Origin of the sequence: Tenacibaculum xiamenense, assembly GCF_964513065.1 — a bacterium.
GTDB lineage: Bacteria > Bacteroidota > Bacteroidia > Flavobacteriales > Flavobacteriaceae > Polaribacter > Polaribacter xiamenense.
In genome coordinates this window covers 706634-724338 of the sequence record NZ_CAZEQU010000033.1, presented here as the reverse complement: position 1 = coordinate 724338, position 17705 = coordinate 706634, and the positions used below count along the sequence as shown (strand labels likewise).

Sequence of the window (17705 nt, the reverse complement as noted above, 5' to 3'; positions counted from 1 at the left end):
AATGAATTTACCTAAGTTTTTATTGGCAGATAATAGTAATAACCCTGAAGATATTTTTGTATTGCATACTGAATATCCTAGATTTTTAATCAATTTGAAAGATGATGAAGTGGAGTGGTTTGAGGACGTGTCAGGAGAAAATGAGCAAGATTTGGCCAATGAGTTAGAAAACTTGATAGAATTGGCTGGAACGTTTTACGATGAAGAAATGAAGCAATATGAGGAATAAAAAATGCTGGTTTTACCAGCATTTTTTTTATTCTTCATTATTTTCTAAAAGTTGTTTTGCTTGACCTTTCCAATTATCTCTTACAATTCTACCTGGAAAAAATTGAATTAAATCTGTTACAGTTTCAATTTCATCATTAGATAATTTGCTTATTTGTTGATAATTATAAATACCAATGCTATTTAATTTTTTCTCTATAAAACTTCCAATTCCATTTATTTTAGTAAGGTCATCTTTGCTGTCTTCATCGGCCTTACCAATATTGTCAAATTTAAGTTTTTTAGGGTGTTTTATCTCAATTCCACCACGCTCAACGGTTTTTTTTGCCCGTATTGTAGATTGCATTTCTGTACGTAACTCAGTAATGGTTTCTTTACTTTCTTCTATTTGGTTTTCGTACTTATTTTTGTAGTAAAACCAAGAAAATAAATAGCCAATTAAAAATGAGCCAAACATCCAGAAAAAGAGTCCGAGAAGGTGAGAGGATTTTTCTGCTAAAAAGAGTGCCATATTCAAGGGATTAATGTTAGTTGATTAGTATTTCAATTCTTTTGTTTTTTAAATTATTTGATTTATGTCCTTCTAAAGGCTGGGTGTCTCCTTTAGAACTTGCTTTTAATTTTGATTTAGGAATTCCATTTTCAATTAGATAGTTGGATAATTGGGTTGCTAATTGTAAACCAATTGAATTACTGGTCTCTGGATTCCTTGTTTTAGTTGAGTGCCCAACAATATTTACTGTTTTATTAGGGTTGTTGGCTAAGTAATTTTTTAATTCGAACGTGTAAGCTATTAAACTTTTATCTGGTCTTATTGTGTTTCTTCCGAATACATTTTGTACGGTTTTAGACACAATAAACTTATCCAGAATTTCTTTTTTCTGGTTTGAAACTTCTCCATAATAAATAGTGATTCCTTCTGCATAAAAGCCATCATAGTCATAATTATAATTCACTACAGAATCTTTAATATTAAGTCTGTTCGGATTAACGCCATATTTGGCTAATCGATTTTTAATATATATGGCTCTTGATTCACCGAAAGAGGTTTTATTTGATAAAAATTCATTGGGTAAATAATGCCCCACAACAGTTATTTCTTTAGTAGGATTATTATTTAAAAAATTGAAAATAGAATCTTTGAAGTAAGAAAAGTTTTGAGGAAACAAAACCCTGGTATGTGCCGCATTTGTAATAAACTTATGTTTGAATTTAAGATGGGTTAATTTTGATTCTTTTTTAATCGATTTAATTTCTTTCGTTGGATTTTCTTCTATAGTAGTTGGTTCAGAAGCTTTTTTCTCTACTATTTTTGGAGTTTCAGAAGGTTTAGAAGTTTGTTTAATTTTCTTATCTGAGGTTTCTTTTGTCAAATTTTCATCGGTCGGCGTAGGGGAGTCCTCATAACTAAAGTTACGACTCTGAACGAGAAGAGCTACGGTTGCCCAACACAAAAAAACGAGAAAAGCTTTTAAAAAGTTTCTCATAGTTAAGGGGTAGTTGATTTTTGTTTGTGCATTAAAAATATAAAAATCTTTTTATTAATCAAATAATGTAGTATGATAACTGTATTAAAACAAAAAAGCTTACCGTTTAGGTAAGCTTTTTGATGGTAACATTATATTGTTATTACTTTATTAAATTATAACTTCTTTTAATGAAGTTAGTCAATTCTTCTCCGTGTAATAGATTCTGAGATAATTTCGCTAGATCGAAAGCTTGAGAAATTAATTCTTTCTGTTTGTCTTCATCAGCATTTAGGATATCACTAACCAACTGGTGATTTGTGTTTACCACTAAATTATACATTTCAGGTAAGTTACCCATTCCCATCATGCCTCCACCTGAAGCACTCATTTCTTTCATTCTTCGCATAAATTCGGGAACAGTGATTAAGAAAGGAGAAGCGTCAGAGTCCATAGATTCTAATTGAACCGTATATGATTCTTTTGGAACAGAACCTTCAATAATAGGCTTTAATTTATCCTTTTCTTCATCAGATAATTTAGAAATAACGGTATCATCTTTCTTGATTAAATTATCAACATGGTCAGCATCAACACGAGTAAACTGAACTTTGGTGTCTCCACCTGAAGTCTCTAGTTTTTGCATTAAGTGAGACACAATAGGAGAATCTAATAATAATACCTCATAGCCTTTTGCCTTAGCAGCTTCAATATAGGCATGTTGAGCATCTTTATTTGCCGCATAAAGGATAATATGATTACCATCTTTATCTGTTTGGCTATCCTTAGTTTTCTCAACTAATTCATCAAAAGTAAAATACTCATCGTTTACTGTTGGGTATAGTGCAAACTTTTTTGCTTTATCGAAGAACTTCTCTTCAGATAACATACCATACTCAATAATTACTTTAATATCATTCCATTTCTTTTCGAAATCTTCTCTATCTTTCTTGAATAAAGAGCTTAATTTATCAGCTACCTTTTTAGTAATATAACCTGATATTTTCTTAACAGCACCATCAGCCTGTAAATAAGAACGAGAAACGTTTAAAGGAATATCTGGAGAGTCAATAACACCTTTAAGCATTTGTAAGAAGTCAGGCACAATTCCTTCGACATTGTCCGTAACAAATACTTGGTTTTGATATAATTGAATTTTATCCTTTTGCATATCTAAATTCTGACTTAACTTAGGGAAGAATAAAATACCCGTTAAGTTAAAAGGATAGTCAACATTTAAGTGAATGTGGAATAAAGATTCCTCAAATTGCATAGGATATAACTCACGGTAGAAGTTTTTATAATCATCAGCTTCTAAATCTGCAGGTTTTTTGGTCCAAGCAGGTTCTGTGTTATTGATAATATCATCAACATCGATTTGTTTATGAGGCTCCTTCGTTTCCTTTCCTTCCTCATCAGTAATTGTTTGAGGAGTAAAGTCAGGATCATTAATTTTCTTAGTACCAAATTTGATAGGTACTTGGTTGAATCTGTTATATTTAGTTAGGAGTCCTCTTATTTTTCCGTCTTCTAAAAACTCTACTGAATCTTCAGCTATATGTAGAATTATCTCAGTTCCACGATCAGATTTATCATGCTCTACTAAAGTATATTCAGGTGAACCATCACAAGTCCAGTGAGCGGCTGGCTCTTCTTTAAATGACTTTGTAATAATTTCAACTTTATCGGCAACCATAAAAGCAGAGTAGAACCCTAATCCAAAATGACCAATTACTCCAGTTTCGTTTTTATCATCTTTATACTTTTCTAAAAACTCCTCAGCTCCTGAAAAAGCAATTTGATTAATGTATTTTTCAACCTCCTCGGCTGTCATACCTAAACCTTGGTCGGTAATACTTAAAGTTTTATTGTCTTTATCAATCTTAACTTCAATTTTAGGGGCACCATATTCAACTTGTGCTTCACCTATTGAAATTAAATGTTTAAGCTTTGTAGTAGCATCTGTAGCATTAGAAATAAGTTCGCGTAAAAAGATTTCATGATCAGAATACAAGAACTTTTTAATCAGAGGAAAAATGTTTTCTACCGATACATTAATATTTCCTTTACTCATAATTTATATATTTTATTTGATATTATTTTCTGGAATGAAATAGTCAAAAAAAATACCAAAACTGAAATAATGACAATATGACATGTAATTAAGCCAAAAGGTTTCTTAAATTGTTTTAAAAATTATAAATTGCTACTTTTGATAGTCAAAAATTTGCACACAAGTAAAAAAATAACATAAAAAATTATGTATAGTTCAAAAATTACAGGATTGGGGTATTATGTACCCGACAACGTGGTGACCAATGATGATTTAACCCAGTGGATGGAGACAAGTGATGAATGGATTCAAGAGCGAACTGGAATTAAAGAACGTCGTTGGATTGATCCCAAAACTGGTGAGAATACTTCTTCAATGGGAGCAAAGGCAGCTGAAATAGCCATTGAAAGAGCTGGTTTAACAAAAGATGATATTGACTTTATAATATTTGCTACTTTAAGTCCGGATATGTACTTCCCAGGAGGTGGAGTACGTGTTCAAGATATGTTAGGAATGCCAACTATTGGAGCATTAGATGTTAGAAATCAATGCTCTGGTTTTATATATTCTTTATCTGTAGCCGATCAATTTATTAAAACTGGAATGTATAAAAACATTTTGGTAATTGGTTCTGAAAATCATTCTGGTGGACTAGAGAAATCGACAAGGGGAAGAGGAGTAACTGTAATTTTTGGTGATGGAGCGGGAGCTGCCGTTTTATCTCGTTGTGAAGAAGAAGGTAAGGGAATTTTATCATCTCATTTACATTCTGAAGGGAAGCATGCAAAGGAGCTAGCTTTAGAAGGTCCATCTACAGGTAGATGGGTTCCTGAAATAATGGAAGCGAACGATCCAGAAGATGTTTCTTACTATCCTTATATGAATGGTCAGTTTGTTTTTAAACATGCGGTTGTTAGGTTTTCGGAAGCTATTGTTGAAGGACTACAAGCGAATAATTTAAAGAAGGAAGATATTGACATGCTAATTCCTCATCAAGCAAACTTACGAATAGCGCAATTTATTCAGAAAAAATTCCAGTTATCTGATGATAAAGTATTCAATAATATACAAAAGTACGGTAATACCACAGCGGCTTCTGTTATTATAGCCCTTACAGAAGCATGGGAAAACGGAAAGATTAATGATGGAGATTTGGTAGTACTAGCTGCTTTTGGTAGTGGATTTACCTGGGGATCGGTTGTGATTCGTTGGTAAGAAAGAGTATATTCCAATAAATATGTTTTAAAGCAAACCCCGAAGCAATTAATTGCTTCGGGGTTTGTCTGTTAAAAGAGTCCACCTCTGGACTCATTATCGTCTCTCTCTTTTCGTGATCTTGTTTTTCCTTCCGAACCTCCAAAGGCATAGCTAAATCCAATATAAAAAAGGTCATTTTCTAAACTGTAGCTTCCATTTTGAGGAAAAGGATTGTCAGAAAAGTATTTATAGTTAAAATTATTGAAAATATCTGCTCCACGTATAGAAATAGTTCCTTTGTCATTTAAAATATTCAAACTTGCTCCAAGATCAACGGTAGTAAAAGGTTCTACCTCAAATTGTATATTTTTTCTCCTACCTCTGTGATTAATGGTTAACTGAGCGTTGAATCCCTTGTTTATTTTAAAGCTGTTTCGAAAAACCGTTTTAAAATAGGTGTTTTTTACAGATTCCATTTGGTTATTAATAATTCCTTCTGATTGTTGAATGTAGGCTTCTACAGAAGGAACAATATTCCACCATTTATAAATCTTATAGCTACCAGAAAGTTCGACACCATAGTTATCTGCAAAGTCATAATTATCATATGACATAATTTGAATGTCAGGATTCGTTTCACTTTGTTGAATTGTTCTTCCAATTCTGTTGGAAAGTCGTCTGTAGAAAGTTCCGAAAATTATGTATCCTTTAGGAATTGTTCTAGTGTAGTTTATCTCAAACGAATTAGTAAATTGTAAACTCAAATTTTGATTTCCTTGCGAGGTGGTCAGTGGAGATACCCATTCTTGTATAGGTGTTACCTGCGTAAATGAAGGTCTTTCTACTCTTCTGCTATAAGCAAGTTGAACATTATCTTTACTTGTGATAGCATAAGAAGCAAATACTGATGGATAGATATTAAACTCTTTATCAGAGTAAGGTACATTAGCTATTTGCTCGGTATTTGAAAACAGACCAAATACATTGTATTGTTCAAAACGCATTCCTGCTTGGAGTGATAACTTTCCAAACTCTTTGTTAAGATTGAAGTATGCAGAATATATGAAACGATCATAATTGAAGTTGGTATTACCTCTAGGGACAATAGTTACTGGTGATCCTACTTCAATTTCTTGATTTGTAATAATACTATTATGCATTAGTTGACTTCTATATTCAAGTCCTGTCTCAAGTTTTACACTATCAAGAATGATTTTTTCAAAATCTAAATTGATAAGCCATGATTTTTGAGTGTCATCAATATCGTTATTATAGTGATAAAGTCTATTACTTGGATCTTGAGGTAAGCGGTTAATTGATTCTTCAGGATTTTTATAATCACTATAATTGACTTCCAGCTCAATACTACCTTCATTTTTCAGGGTATGCTTATAATCAATATTATAAATCCTTTCTGAGAAGTCGTAGTTCGAAATGTTGGGCGTATATAAATTACCAGTATCTGACTGAAATAATGCATTATTACTTAAAGAATTCCTACTAACAGTTTGGTACGTATAAACCGAAACTGTGTTTTTCTTATCGATAAATAGATCAGCACCGACTCTAAATGAGTGGTCATTATAATCATATAAAAAGTCGAAATCTTGGGTTAAAAACTTGTCAACTCTTTCAATATTTTGAATGGTTCTTAATTTCCCAAAGTAGCTGCTATAATTTCCATATAGGTTTATAGAACCCGTATTATAATTTAAATCAATGGAGCTATTGGGTCTTGTATGTTTACTGTGTTCCAATCCAACCATGATAGTTCCGTTAAATCCTGCATCCGCATTTTTTTTCAAAATAAAATTTATAATCCCACTCATTCCTTCCGGGTTATATTTGGCAGAAGGTGAGGTAATGATTTCTATTTGTTTTAATAAAGTGGAAGGAGTTTGTCTTAAAAGTTGAGCAGGATCCATATTGGAAGGTTTTCCATTGATTAATATCCTAACATTTTCATTTCCTCTCAAGCTGATACTACCAGATTGTGCATCAACACTAACGGAAGGTGCATTTTGTAAAACTTGTAATGCATTGGCTCCAGTAGCGGTAATATCTTTACCTATATTAATAACCTTTCTATCTATTTTTTGAACAATATAGGTTTCATCTTTTTTAACTGTAACGTCATCGAGGATAACATTACTTTCTTTTAAATAGAGTTTGTTTAGTTGGAGTTTAGCGTTGGACTTAGATAAATTTATGTTCTTTACAAGTGAATCAAACCCCATAAATTGGACGTCTAATACGTAAGTTCCAAATGGAATTTTTTTTAGGGAAAATTTTCCAGTTTTATTGGAAACAACTCCAGCTATAATCTCTCCTTCTTCCGACTTAAGTGTTATACTTGCGAAGGGAATAGCGATTTGCTTTGTTTGTTCGTATATATAACCATGAACCTCACCAAAGTTTTTTTTCTGAGCAACAAGTTTAGATATACTAAGACATAGAAATAGTAGTAATAGTCTTTTCATTTTAGGGTAACTAATGAAATAGTACACTTATAATTAGTATAGTGGGGAGATATTAACAATATCTTATGCAGTATATAGCCGAGTAACAAATTCTCAAGTAAATTGGAGAATACTGTACAATAATAAAAAAAAAACTCCAGATAAATAAATATCTGGAGCTTTTCTGTACGTGAGTTTGGTTTATTACATAAAACCACCTCCACCTTGTTTTTCGTTATTATCTCTTTTTCTTCTTGATTTTGCACGGTTTTTACCTCCACCAAATCTATAGTTGAATCCAAGATACGTAGTTCTACTTTCCCATTTGAATCGACCATTTTGAGTAAATGGATTTTCAGATTGGAATTGAAACCTCATAGTGTTGAAAATATCGTTTACTCTGAATGTAATATTCCCTTTTCCTTTTAAAACACTGTAATTTGCTCCAATGTTAACCATTTTCATAGGAGATACTTCCCATTGAATATCTTTTTCAGTACCTCTATACATAGCAAACAATTGTAAACGTAATTTTTTAGATACAGTAAAACTGTTACTAATACGTGCACTGAATACTTCGTTTTGTACTTCTAATCTCGGTGCGTTAGGGTTGTTTAAGTCGGCCGTCCCAAATTGCTTTTGAGAGTAAAACTCGGCACTAGCATTGGCTCTCCACCATTTAGCGATTTTATAATTGGTTGATAATTCTAAACCATAAAAATCGGTATCATCAAAATTTTGGAAAGTTAGAATTTGGCGAACATTACTTGGATCACTAGGATCTTTATAAGTAACTCTTGAAATCACATCGTTAACATTTCTGTAGAAACTTCCAAAAGAAATAGATCCACCTTTTATTTTTCTTGTATAATTAAACTCAATTGAATTTGTAAATTGAGGAAGTAGCTCTGCATTACCTACTGAAGTAATTAAAGGAGTACTCCACTCTCTAATTGGATTTACCTGTTGAATATTGGGTCTATCAACTCTTTTACTATAACTTAACTGAAATTGATTCTTTTCAGAAGGGCTATAAGTAAAGAAAGCAGATGGATATATTGTAAAAATATCATCAGTAACCGTTTGGCTAGCTTGTGTCTCTTGATTAAATATTCCCTCAATATTGAATTGCTCTATCCTTGCACCTAATTGCATACTTAGCTTTCCAAACTGATGACCGTAATTAACATATCCTGAATAAATCTTTCTGTCGTAAGAAAAAGAAGAATTGTTAAATCCTGTTTGGTTTGTGATGTTTGTGTTATCGGTGTTATTTTCACGATATTCAAGACCAAGCTCTAATTTTCCATTTTCTGAAATAGGGTTTGTATAATCAAGGTTGATCAAAGTATTTGATCGATCATTGAATATATCATTAAAATAGTTTAAAGATCCATCATTTGGGTTAATTAGGTCACTATTAAATAGATCTTGGGGAGTATCGTTTTGCGAATAAGTGGCTTCAAGTTCAATATTATGTCCTTTTTTCTCAAAATCGTGTTTATAGTTAACGTTGTAGGTTTGATTTTTACTATTTGATAATTGTGAGTTTGGAGATATGTTAGTAAGAACACCTGAGTTGTCAGTAATTTCTACTCGTCCATTAGCATTACTGTCAAACCAATTTTGAGTGGTATAAAATGACAATGTATTTTTGTCGTCTAAGTAAATATCGGCACCAAATTTCACTAAGTGAGATTCGTTGTCATTTATAAAAACAAAATCTTGATTGTTTATTCCTGCTCTGTTAACGAAACCAAAATTATAACGATCACCTCCATTAAATCCATAGTTCCCAAAAAAGTTTACTTTTCCAGTTTTATAATTCATATTAGTAGAGGCGTTGTAACGAACATAGTGCCCAGCTTCAACTCCTGTATTAATAGATCCATTAAAGCCCATATTAGCATTCTTGTTCAATATAATATTGATAATTCCACTCATTCCTTCTGGGTTATACTTAGCTGAAGGGTTGGTGATTAACTCAACACTTTTAATCGAAGAAGAAGGTAATTGTCTCAGTAATTGGGCCGCTGGAACATTTGTAGGTTTCCCGTCAACTAAAACTCTTACATTGTCGTTTCCTCGAAGACTAATATCTCCTGTTTGACTATCTACACTAACTGATTGTACGTTATTTAATAATTCAGAAGCGGTAGCTCCGGCAGAGGTTAAGTCCTTTCCTACGTTGATAACTTTTCTATCTATTTTTTGCGTAACAGTGGAAGTTTCAGCTCTTACTTCAACTTCTTCTAAAGTAGTAGAATCTTCTTCTAATTGAATAGTTCCTAATTGAATATTTTTATTTTTCTTACTAACCGTAATTGACTTTGTATACGTTTTATATCCAATAAACTGAACTTCTAAGGTGTTGTTCCCGTTTGGTATGTTTTTTATAGTGAATGCACCACTTTCGTTAGTAATACCACCAGTTATTAATTTTTTGGCAGCATCTTTGATAATAATGTTTACATAAGGTAAAGGTTCTTTGGTAGTTTTATCAATAACCTTTCCTGATATAACTCCTGGTTTGGGTAAATCATTTCCATAGGAGAATAAGCTCATAAAGGCTAAAAATAACAGTAATAATCTTCTCATTTCGTAAGTTTTTGAATTGTCTTAATGCTTAATAGACAATCCAAGTCGTATTTTTGTTACTGTAATAATCCAATTTAACGTATAATTAACAATATGAAAAATACCACATTAGTGTTAGGAGCTTCTTTAAATGAATCAAGATATTCGAATAGAGCTATAAAGTCACTTGTTGAAAATAAAGTTAATACTTTAGCTATTGGAGCAAGTAAAGGAGAGGTGTCTGGAGTTCAAATTTCGGATGAAAAAGAATTATTTAAAAATATAGACACTGTAACTTTATATATCAATCCTAAAATACAAGAAGACTACTATGACTATATATTGAACTTAAAACCTAGAAGAGTTATTTTTAACCCCGGAACGGAAAATATTGAATTTATAAATATTCTAAGATCGAACAATATACTTGTGGAAGAGGCGTGTACCCTAGTGTTGTTGTCAATAAATCAATATAATTAGTGTATATATAATAATAACAATGTTTGATAAAAATAATCTCAACTTAGGGTGCGTTATATATACTTTAACTCATAAAGGGCTTGAAGCTGAGTGGCTTTTTAACGAAAATAATAGCTTACAAAAGGGGATAGGTGTAGCAAAAAGATTAACAAAGTTAAATGGAACTAGAAAGTTTGAGGGAAATTTCGAAATTGTTTATACGGACTTAAGTGGAAATGAATCACCAAAGTTGGAGTTGGAAATTTTATTTAAATCGGAAGTTTACTACTTAACATGGATTTATAATGAAGAAGTAACCGATTTGGGAATTGGAATTGAAAGCGATGATAGACTATTGGTTAGTTACAAAAAAAATATTTAATAGTAAGGTTTCCTTTTTACCAAAATTAGTACTTAAAAACAATTAATTAAGAATTTCAATAGGGTAGGAGTTAATAGAATATCGTTTACCCGCTTCAGCCAACTCAACATTGCTGAACACTGTTTCGGCCTCCTTTTTAAACTCTGCAATATCTTTATATCTACTAGAATAATGCCCGATAATAAGTTTGCCTGCATTTGCTTGGTCAGCTATAGAAGCAGCTTGTTCGGCAGTAGAATGCTTCGTTTTTTCGCACAAATCCTCTCTGTCTTTTAAGAATGTAGCTTCATGATACAAAACATCAACATCTTTAATAATTGGAACAATATCAGGTTTATACGAAGTGTCACTACAAAAGGCGAAGCTTTTCGGTGTGTCAGGTTCTAGAGTTAATTGATTATTAGGAATAATTTCACCAGAAGAAAGCTTAAAGTCTTTTCCCGATTTTAAATTATTGTAATCACATTTTTCTATCTCATCATATTGTTTGATTTTTTCAATATGAAGTTTTTTCAGTTTTGGTTTTTCTGTAAACAAAAAACCATTAGTATAAACCCTATGGTCTAATGGGATTGTCTTAACGGTTACTTTTTCGTCTTCAAAAATAACTTCACTTTCTTTAGATGATAATTCATGGAAAATAATATCATATTTTGTCCATGATTTAGATAGTTTTAATTGCAGGATAGTTACTTCTTTAATTCCTTTAGGACCATATATATGAAGAGGTTTTTCTCTATTTAGAATTCCAAATGTTGAAATAAGTCCTATTAAACCGAAAAAATGATCGCCATGAAGGTGAGAAATAAAAATGTGGTTTATTTTAGAAAAGCCTATTTTATATTTACGCATTTGTCTTTGCGTTCCTTCTCCACAATCAATTAAAAAGTGACGATTATTAATTTCTAAATATTGAGAGGTTGGAAAGGCATTAGCACGAGGTGTAGCTGAATGACATCCCAATATCGTAAGATTTAAATCCATTACCTTATAACAAGTCGTTTTGAATGTACCTCTTCACTTGTCTGAATAGAATAAATATACATGCCCGATTTTAAATCATTCCTTCTAAAAGTAATGCTGTTTTTTCCTCTTTCAGCTTTAATCTCTTTAGCTAAAATGGTTTTTCCTAAAATATTTTTAACAGTTAAAATAACAGGCTGTGTTTTTTCAGATATAAAAGAAATTTTAGTTTCAAAATTAAATGGGTTTGGGTGAGTTCCCAAACTTTTAAGTGAATGAGTTTCCTGGGCGTATATAATCGCCGAAACCGAAAACAATATAAAGAAGAGTAATTTTTTTATCATATATAATTCATTAGGGGGTGATGAATAAATTAATAGTTAAAAACCTAAATCACGTTGAATATCCTCCATCTCAATTACATCTTCTGCTTCAATTAAGGTTGGAACTATATTAAAGTTCTCAGGGAAATTATCAACTTCTACACCCTTTTTGATAACTACAAAAGACATGCCATTTTCTCTTTGAATATCAGCGTATTTCAAAAATAGCAAAATATTTTGTTCAGTAAAATTATTTTCAGAAGAAATTTCTAAAACAATATGTGAATCTTTGAGATTTTCATATTCTTGCTCGAAATTTTTTAAGAAATCATCAAAAGAAGTTTCTTCTGAACTAACCAATTTATAATGATCCTTCTGTACTATTTTCATCACTATCTCTTAATTTGTTGAGCTAACAAATATATTACAGCCATTCTTACAGCAACACCATTCTCAACCTGATTTAATATAATTGATTGATCGCTATCAGCAACATCACTAGTTAATTCTACTCCTCTGTTGATCGGTCCTGGGTGCATGATTACAATATCTTTACCTACATTATCCAATATTTCCTTATTAATACCAAATAATTGCGTGTATTCTCTTGTTGATGGGAAATATTTGATGGCCATTCTTTCGTGTTGAACACGAAGTACGTTGGCAACATCACACCATTCTAGCGCCTTTTTCAAGTTTGTTTCCACTTCTACACCTAAACTTGTAATGTATTTTGGAATTAATGTAGTTGGACCACAAACTTTAACCTTAGCTCCTTGTAATTGTAAAGCAAAAATATTTGAAAGAGCTACACGCGAATGTAAAACATCACCTACAATTACAATTTTTTTTCCTTTTAAATTACTGTTAAGCGCTTCTCTCATTGAGAAACTATCCAGTAATGCTTGGGTTGGATGTTCATGAGTTCCGTCACCTGCATTTACTATTTTAGCATCGACATGCTTAGATAGAAAAATCCCTGCACCAACATTTGAATGACGCATTACAACAATATCAACTTTCATTGAAAGTATATTGTTTACAGTATCAATTAAGGTTTCTCCTTTTTTAACTGAAGATTGTCCTGCAGAGAAATTGATTACATCTGCAGATAACCTTTTTTCAGCAAGTTCAAAGGATAATTTGGTACGAGTACTATTTTCAAAAAACAGATTAGCAATAGTAATATCACGTAATGAAGGTACCTTTTTAATAGGTCTATTAATAACTTCTTTAAAATGAGAGGCAGTTTCAAAAATAAGTTCTAAATCTGTTTGATTTAAGTACTTAATGCCTAATAAATGTTCTACACTTAACTGCTTCATTCTTAAGGTAATTTTTTAATCATAAGGTTAATCAAGCTTTTGCTTGGTTTCAATATAAATAGCGTCTTTTTCGTGGGTTTCTTTCCAATGCACAGCAACTTTTTCTTCGTTAATGGCATCAACTTGTCTACCCCTATAATTCGGTTGTATTGGTAAATGGCGGCTAAACCTTCTATCTATTAAAACCAAAAGTTCAATGCTTTCTGGTCTTCCATAAGATTGAATAGCGGTTAAAGCCGAACGAACACTTCTCCCAGAATATAAAACATCATCAATAAACACAACTTTTTTCCCTTCAATAAGGAAATCTATTTGAGTTGATGTTGCTTCCAAAGGTTCGTCTCTTCTTCTAAAATCATCTCTGTAAAAGGTTATATCCAATAACCCTAACTGTAAATCAGTAATTGAATAATCATTCTTTAATAATTCAGCCAAACGTTTTGCTAAAAAGGTGCCTCTTGGTTGAAGTCCTATCAAAACGGTATTAGAAAAATCGTTGTGGTTTTCGATTAACTGACACGCTAATCGATGCAGAATGATTTCAATTTCTTTTGAAGTAAGTAGTATTTTTCTGCTCATTGTTGCTACCAAATTTGTTTGATAGTTTCAACGTTCAAAATTACTACAAAAAAATAGTGTAGCAAAATTAAAGTTAATGAAACATAAAAGTATATCAGTAAAATTATCTTTACATTTGCCAACTTTTAGAAAAGTCTCGTAACATTATGATGAAATACATTAAAAATAAGAAGATTAAGATAAAGGATGATTCCTTAGCTGGAATTACCGTTTCTTTGGCAATGATACCTGAAGTGGTGGCTTTCGCCTTTGTTGCACAGATAAGTCCTATAGTTGCTTTATTTGGAGCTTTTGTTGTTGGAATCATTTCGGCGATCTTTGGAGGAAGACCTGGTCTTATTTCTGGAGCAGCGGGAGCAGTAGCTGTAATTTTTGTACATATGATTCAGGAAGGTCATGCAAAAGGACTCTTATTTGATACACCTGTTGAAAATATGGGGTATTTCTATTTACTTGCTGCAGTTGTTTTAATGGGAATTATTCAAGTGCTAGCAGGAGTTTTCAAATTAGGAAAATTTGTTCGTTTAATTCCTCATCCTGTTATGATGGGATTTGTAAACGGATTGGCTATTGTGATTTTTATGGCACAATTAGGAATGTTCAAGGAGAATTCTAAAGATATTTTTGGTCAAAATAAAAGAAAAACTGAGAATAAAGAATTAGTGTATAAGATAGAAGGAACGGAAGTAAAAGATATTGCTTCAAACAATACTATTTTTACAATAAAAGATAAATCAGTTTTTAATAATGGGACGAATAAAGAAATGTTCTTGATGTCAGAAGGACAGGTTTTTGATGTAAATACTAAGAAAGTTATTTTTAACGTTGGAGATGAAGGATTTTATTCGGTAAAAGATGAAGGTGTTGTAAAATCGACCATGCAAGGAACCAAATTATACACAATGATTGGTCTAGTATTGTTAACCATGTTAATTGTTTGGGGATTACCAAAATTAACAACAAAGGTTCCTGCCGCGTTAACTGCTATATTAATTATCACATTTATTGTTGTTTTTGGAGGGATTGAATCTATTAATGTAGGAGACTTTATTCGTGATGGAGGAGGAGCCGGTTTAAATGGTTTCGATGAGTTATCTAAAAAATTAAATTTAGCAGAGTTGTGGGGTAATCTACCTTTTAATTTAGATACGTTAAAATTTATTGCTCCATATTCATTCTTAGCAGCTTCAGTTGGATTAATTGAAACTTTAATGACTATGAATTTAGTTGATGAGTTAACAGATTCGCGTGGTAATGGAAATAAGGAATGTGTAGCGCAAGGAGCTGGAAATATAGTGAGTGGTTTGTTCGGTGGAACTGGTGGTTGCGGTATGATTGGTCAAACTGTAATTAATATTAATGCCGGTGGTAGAGGTCGTTTGTCAGGTGTAATGATGGCTGTAACACTTTTAATTTTCATTCTTTTTGCAGATAAATATATTGAACAAGTTCCTATTGCAGCTTTAGTAGGCGTAATGTTTATGATGGTAATAGAAACTTTTGCTTGGTCAAGTTTTAGAATAATGAATAAAATACCTGTATCGGATGCTGTTGTGTTAATTATTGTATCAGCAGTAACGGTTGTATTTGATTTAGCAATTGCGGTATTTGTTGGGGTGATTATTTCAGCTTTAGTATTTGCTTGGGAAAATGCTAAGAGAATTAGAGCAAGAAAGAGAATGAAAGCCGACGGAACGAAAGTATATGAAATTTGGGGACCATTGTTCTTTGGAAGTATTACAGCTTTTAATGAAAAGTTCGATATTAAAAACGATCCAGAGAAAGTAGAGATTGATTTTGTGGAATCTAGAGTTTCTGATCATTCCGCGATTGAAGCTATTTTTAATTTGGTAGAAAAATACGAAACAGCAGGGAAGAAGGTTGTATTGAAGCATTTGAGTGAAGATTGTAAAGTGTTAATGTATAAAGCAAGTGAAAAGTTTCATAATATAATTGAAGAAGATATTGATGATCCGAGATATCACTTAGCTGAAAATCCTGAAAAGTTCCCGAAACCTTTATCTGAATATGAGTTTTAATTGTAGGAGAATAGCGAAGAGTTTAACTCTTAAAAATTGTTCAAACATCATAATAAAATAAAAACTCCCGCAATTGCGGGAGTTTTTATTTTATGCTTTATTTAGTGGACTTATAATTTCTACATCGCTGAAAGCAATAGCACCTCTTACAACTCCGTCAATGGTACTTTTTAGTGCTTCAATAAGCTGCATTTTAAGCTGTGATTTGTGATAGATTAAACTAACCTCTCTTGCTGGAGGAGGCGTTTCAAATTCTCTTAAGTGTGCTTTGTCTCGGTCGTTTAAATCTAAAGTATTTAAATAAGGTAGTAGTGTCATTCCTAATCCATCTTTAGAAAGTTTAATCAGAGTATCAAAACTTCCACTTTCTAATTGAAAATGGATGTTCTTACTAGTTTTAGGCGATCTACAAATGTTTAGAACACTATCTTTAAAACAATGGCCATCTTCTAATAGTAAAATATCTTCCACATTTAACTCATCAACAGTTATCTTATTTTTTTGATATAGTTTATGTTCTTCAGGAATTAATCCAACAAAAGGCTCATAATATAAAACACGTTCTTTAATGGCTTCATTTTCTAATGGAGTCGCCGCAATGGCGGCATCAATATAGCCATCTGTTAGCTTTCTAATGATTTCTTCAGTAGTAAGTTCTTCAATAATTAGTTGAACTTTAGGATAGTTTTTATTGAAGGTTTTTAAAAACATAGGTAAAAGAGTAGGCATAATTGTTGGGATAATACCTAATTTGAATTCTCCTCCAATGTATCCCTTTTGTTGGTGAACAATATCAACAATTCTATTGCTTTCGTCAACAATAACTTTGGCCTGTTCAACAATACGTTTTCCTACCTCTGTAAGTTCGATTGGTTTTTTTGATCTATTGAAAATTTTGGCATCTAATTCTTCTTCGAGTTTTTGTATTTGCATACTCAACGTGGGTTGCGTAACAAAACAATTTTCAGCTGCCACGGTAAAGTTTTTATACTCTGCAACCGCTAATGTATATTTCAATTGCGTAATAGTCATTCCTATAATATTTTTTGATAAAGATATTAAAACAATCAATATAATTTATATCATAAACATGTTAATTTGAGGTAATTTTGACATAGAAAAACTAGTAAACATAAAATCAACAAAATATGGCAATTTCAATATTAGGATTAGATAAAAACAAAACAGAAGAGTTAGTAAAAGAGTTAAATACGTTACTTGCTAACTTTCAAGTATATTACCAAAATGCAAGAGGTTTACACTGGAATATTAAGGGGAAGAACTTTTTTGAATTACATTTAAAATTTGAGGAGTTTTATACAGATGCTCAGGAAAAAGTAGATTTAATTGCTGAAAGAATTTTAACACTGCAAGGTACTCCTTTACATACTTTCGCTGATTATGAAGCTTTGGCATCGGTACCAGTAGGTAAAGATATTTCTAATGATGAGCAAGCTGTTAAATTAATAGTGGATTCTTTAGCAGAATTATTAAAAATAGAGCGTGCAATACTTGAGTTATCAGATGAGGCAGATGATGAAGGAACAAACTCAATGATGAGCGATTTTATTTCAGAACAAGAAAAAACATTATGGATGATGAATGCTTGGTTAGGCTAAGCTCATATCCATTTTTTAGGGGGAAGCAAAGAGGTA

General features: G+C 31.8%; 17 protein-coding genes. 6 read left to right on the top strand and 11 right to left on the bottom strand.

Going from position 1 to position 17705, the window contains the following annotated elements; genetic code table 11:
* Position 1: 1 nt before the first annotated feature.
* Entirely contained in the window at positions 2 to 229 is a 228-nt protein-coding gene (locus ACKTTV_RS14255; RefSeq protein ID WP_408031520.1) for a hypothetical protein, read from the top strand.
* Between the two features lie 27 nt (positions 230 to 256).
* Here ACKTTV_RS14255 and ACKTTV_RS14250 read toward each other — a convergent pair whose 3' ends face one another.
* The 3 genes from ACKTTV_RS14250 to htpG all read right to left on the bottom strand — a co-directional run bounded on the left by ACKTTV_RS14250 (position 257) and on the right by htpG (position 3768).
* Positions 257 to 739, bottom strand: a complete 483-nt coding sequence (locus ACKTTV_RS14250) for a hypothetical protein (protein ID WP_408031519.1) — start codon at positions 737 to 739, stop codon at positions 257 to 259.
* Positions 740 to 755: 16 nt separating this feature from the next.
* Positions 756 to 1715: an OmpA family protein gene (locus ACKTTV_RS14245; RefSeq protein ID WP_408031518.1), complete on the bottom strand. Its 960-nt coding sequence runs from the start codon at positions 1713 to 1715 to the stop codon at positions 756 to 758.
* Positions 1716 to 1857: 142 nt separating this feature from the next.
* Positions 1858 to 3768, bottom strand: a complete 1911-nt coding sequence (gene htpG, locus ACKTTV_RS14240; protein ID WP_408031517.1) for a molecular chaperone HtpG — start codon at positions 3766 to 3768, stop codon at positions 1858 to 1860.
* Between the two features lie 186 nt (positions 3769 to 3954).
* Between htpG and ACKTTV_RS14235 the strand changes: the two genes are divergently transcribed.
* Positions 3955 to 4962, top strand: coding sequence for a 3-oxoacyl-ACP synthase III family protein (locus ACKTTV_RS14235; RefSeq protein ID WP_408031516.1), 1008 nt, complete (start codon positions 3955 to 3957; stop codon positions 4960 to 4962).
* 71 nt (positions 4963 to 5033) lie between these two features.
* Here the strand turns inward: ACKTTV_RS14235 and ACKTTV_RS14230 are convergent, their stop codons facing one another.
* Entirely contained in the window at positions 5034 to 7424 is a 2391-nt protein-coding gene (locus ACKTTV_RS14230; protein WP_408031515.1) for an outer membrane beta-barrel protein, read from the bottom strand.
* A gap of 183 nt (positions 7425 to 7607) precedes the next feature.
* Positions 7608 to 10001 (bottom strand): TonB-dependent receptor domain-containing protein, encoded by a 2394-nt coding sequence (locus tag ACKTTV_RS14225; RefSeq protein ID WP_408031514.1) that lies wholly within the window; start codon positions 9999 to 10001, stop codon positions 7608 to 7610.
* Between the two features lie 93 nt (positions 10002 to 10094).
* Between ACKTTV_RS14225 and ACKTTV_RS14220 the strand changes: the two genes are divergently transcribed.
* On the top strand, positions 10095 to 10460 hold the full coding sequence (locus tag ACKTTV_RS14220) for a CoA-binding protein (protein ID WP_408031513.1): 366 nt from the start codon (positions 10095 to 10097) through the stop codon (positions 10458 to 10460).
* A 19-nt stretch (positions 10461 to 10479) separates the two neighbouring features.
* A complete protein-coding gene (locus ACKTTV_RS14215; RefSeq protein WP_408031512.1) occupies positions 10480 to 10821 on the top strand; it encodes a hypothetical protein in 342 nt (113 codons plus the stop codon).
* A gap of 42 nt (positions 10822 to 10863) precedes the next feature.
* On the opposite strand, the gene ACKTTV_RS14210 is transcribed toward ACKTTV_RS14215, so the two are convergent.
* Genes ACKTTV_RS14210 through pyrR form a run of 5 tightly spaced genes read right to left on the bottom strand, consistent with a single transcriptional unit; the run spans position 10864 to position 14011 of the window.
* Positions 10864 to 11805 (bottom strand): ribonuclease Z, encoded by a 942-nt coding sequence (locus tag ACKTTV_RS14210; RefSeq protein WP_408031511.1) that lies wholly within the window; start codon positions 11803 to 11805, stop codon positions 10864 to 10866.
* Positions 11805 to 12128, bottom strand: a complete 324-nt coding sequence (locus ACKTTV_RS14205) for a T9SS type A sorting domain-containing protein (RefSeq protein ID WP_408031510.1) — start codon at positions 12126 to 12128, stop codon at positions 11805 to 11807. Before ACKTTV_RS14205 ends, ACKTTV_RS14210 begins: the two co-directional genes overlap by 1 nt.
* A 36-nt stretch (positions 12129 to 12164) precedes the next feature.
* Complete coding sequence (locus tag ACKTTV_RS14200) at positions 12165 to 12497, bottom strand: hypothetical protein (protein WP_408031509.1); 333 nt, start codon at positions 12495 to 12497, stop codon at positions 12165 to 12167.
* A gap of 2 nt (positions 12498 to 12499) precedes the next feature.
* Positions 12500 to 13432: an aspartate carbamoyltransferase catalytic subunit gene (locus tag ACKTTV_RS14195; protein WP_408031508.1), complete on the bottom strand. Its 933-nt coding sequence runs from the start codon at positions 13430 to 13432 to the stop codon at positions 12500 to 12502.
* A gap of 27 nt (positions 13433 to 13459) precedes the next feature.
* Positions 13460 to 14011 carry a bifunctional pyr operon transcriptional regulator/uracil phosphoribosyltransferase PyrR gene (gene pyrR / locus ACKTTV_RS14190; protein WP_408031507.1) on the bottom strand — a complete coding sequence of 184 codons (552 nt, stop codon included), beginning with the start codon at positions 14009 to 14011 and terminating at the stop codon, positions 13460 to 13462.
* Positions 14012 to 14157: 146 nt separating this feature from the next.
* Between pyrR and ACKTTV_RS14185 the strand changes: the two genes are divergently transcribed.
* On the top strand, positions 14158 to 16050 hold the full coding sequence (locus tag ACKTTV_RS14185; protein WP_408031506.1) for a SulP family inorganic anion transporter: 1893 nt from the start codon (positions 14158 to 14160) through the stop codon (positions 16048 to 16050).
* 90 nt (positions 16051 to 16140) lie between these two features.
* On the opposite strand, the gene ACKTTV_RS14180 is transcribed toward ACKTTV_RS14185, so the two are convergent.
* Entirely contained in the window at positions 16141 to 17082 is a 942-nt protein-coding gene (locus ACKTTV_RS14180) for a hydrogen peroxide-inducible genes activator (RefSeq protein ID WP_408031505.1), read from the bottom strand.
* A gap of 116 nt (positions 17083 to 17198) precedes the next feature.
* Between ACKTTV_RS14180 and ACKTTV_RS14175 the strand changes: the two genes are divergently transcribed.
* The gene (locus ACKTTV_RS14175) at positions 17199 to 17669 is read left to right on the top strand and encodes a Dps family protein (protein WP_408031504.1); all 471 of its coding nucleotides are present in this window, start codon (positions 17199 to 17201) and stop codon (positions 17667 to 17669) included.
* Positions 17670 to 17705 lie beyond the last annotated feature (36 nt).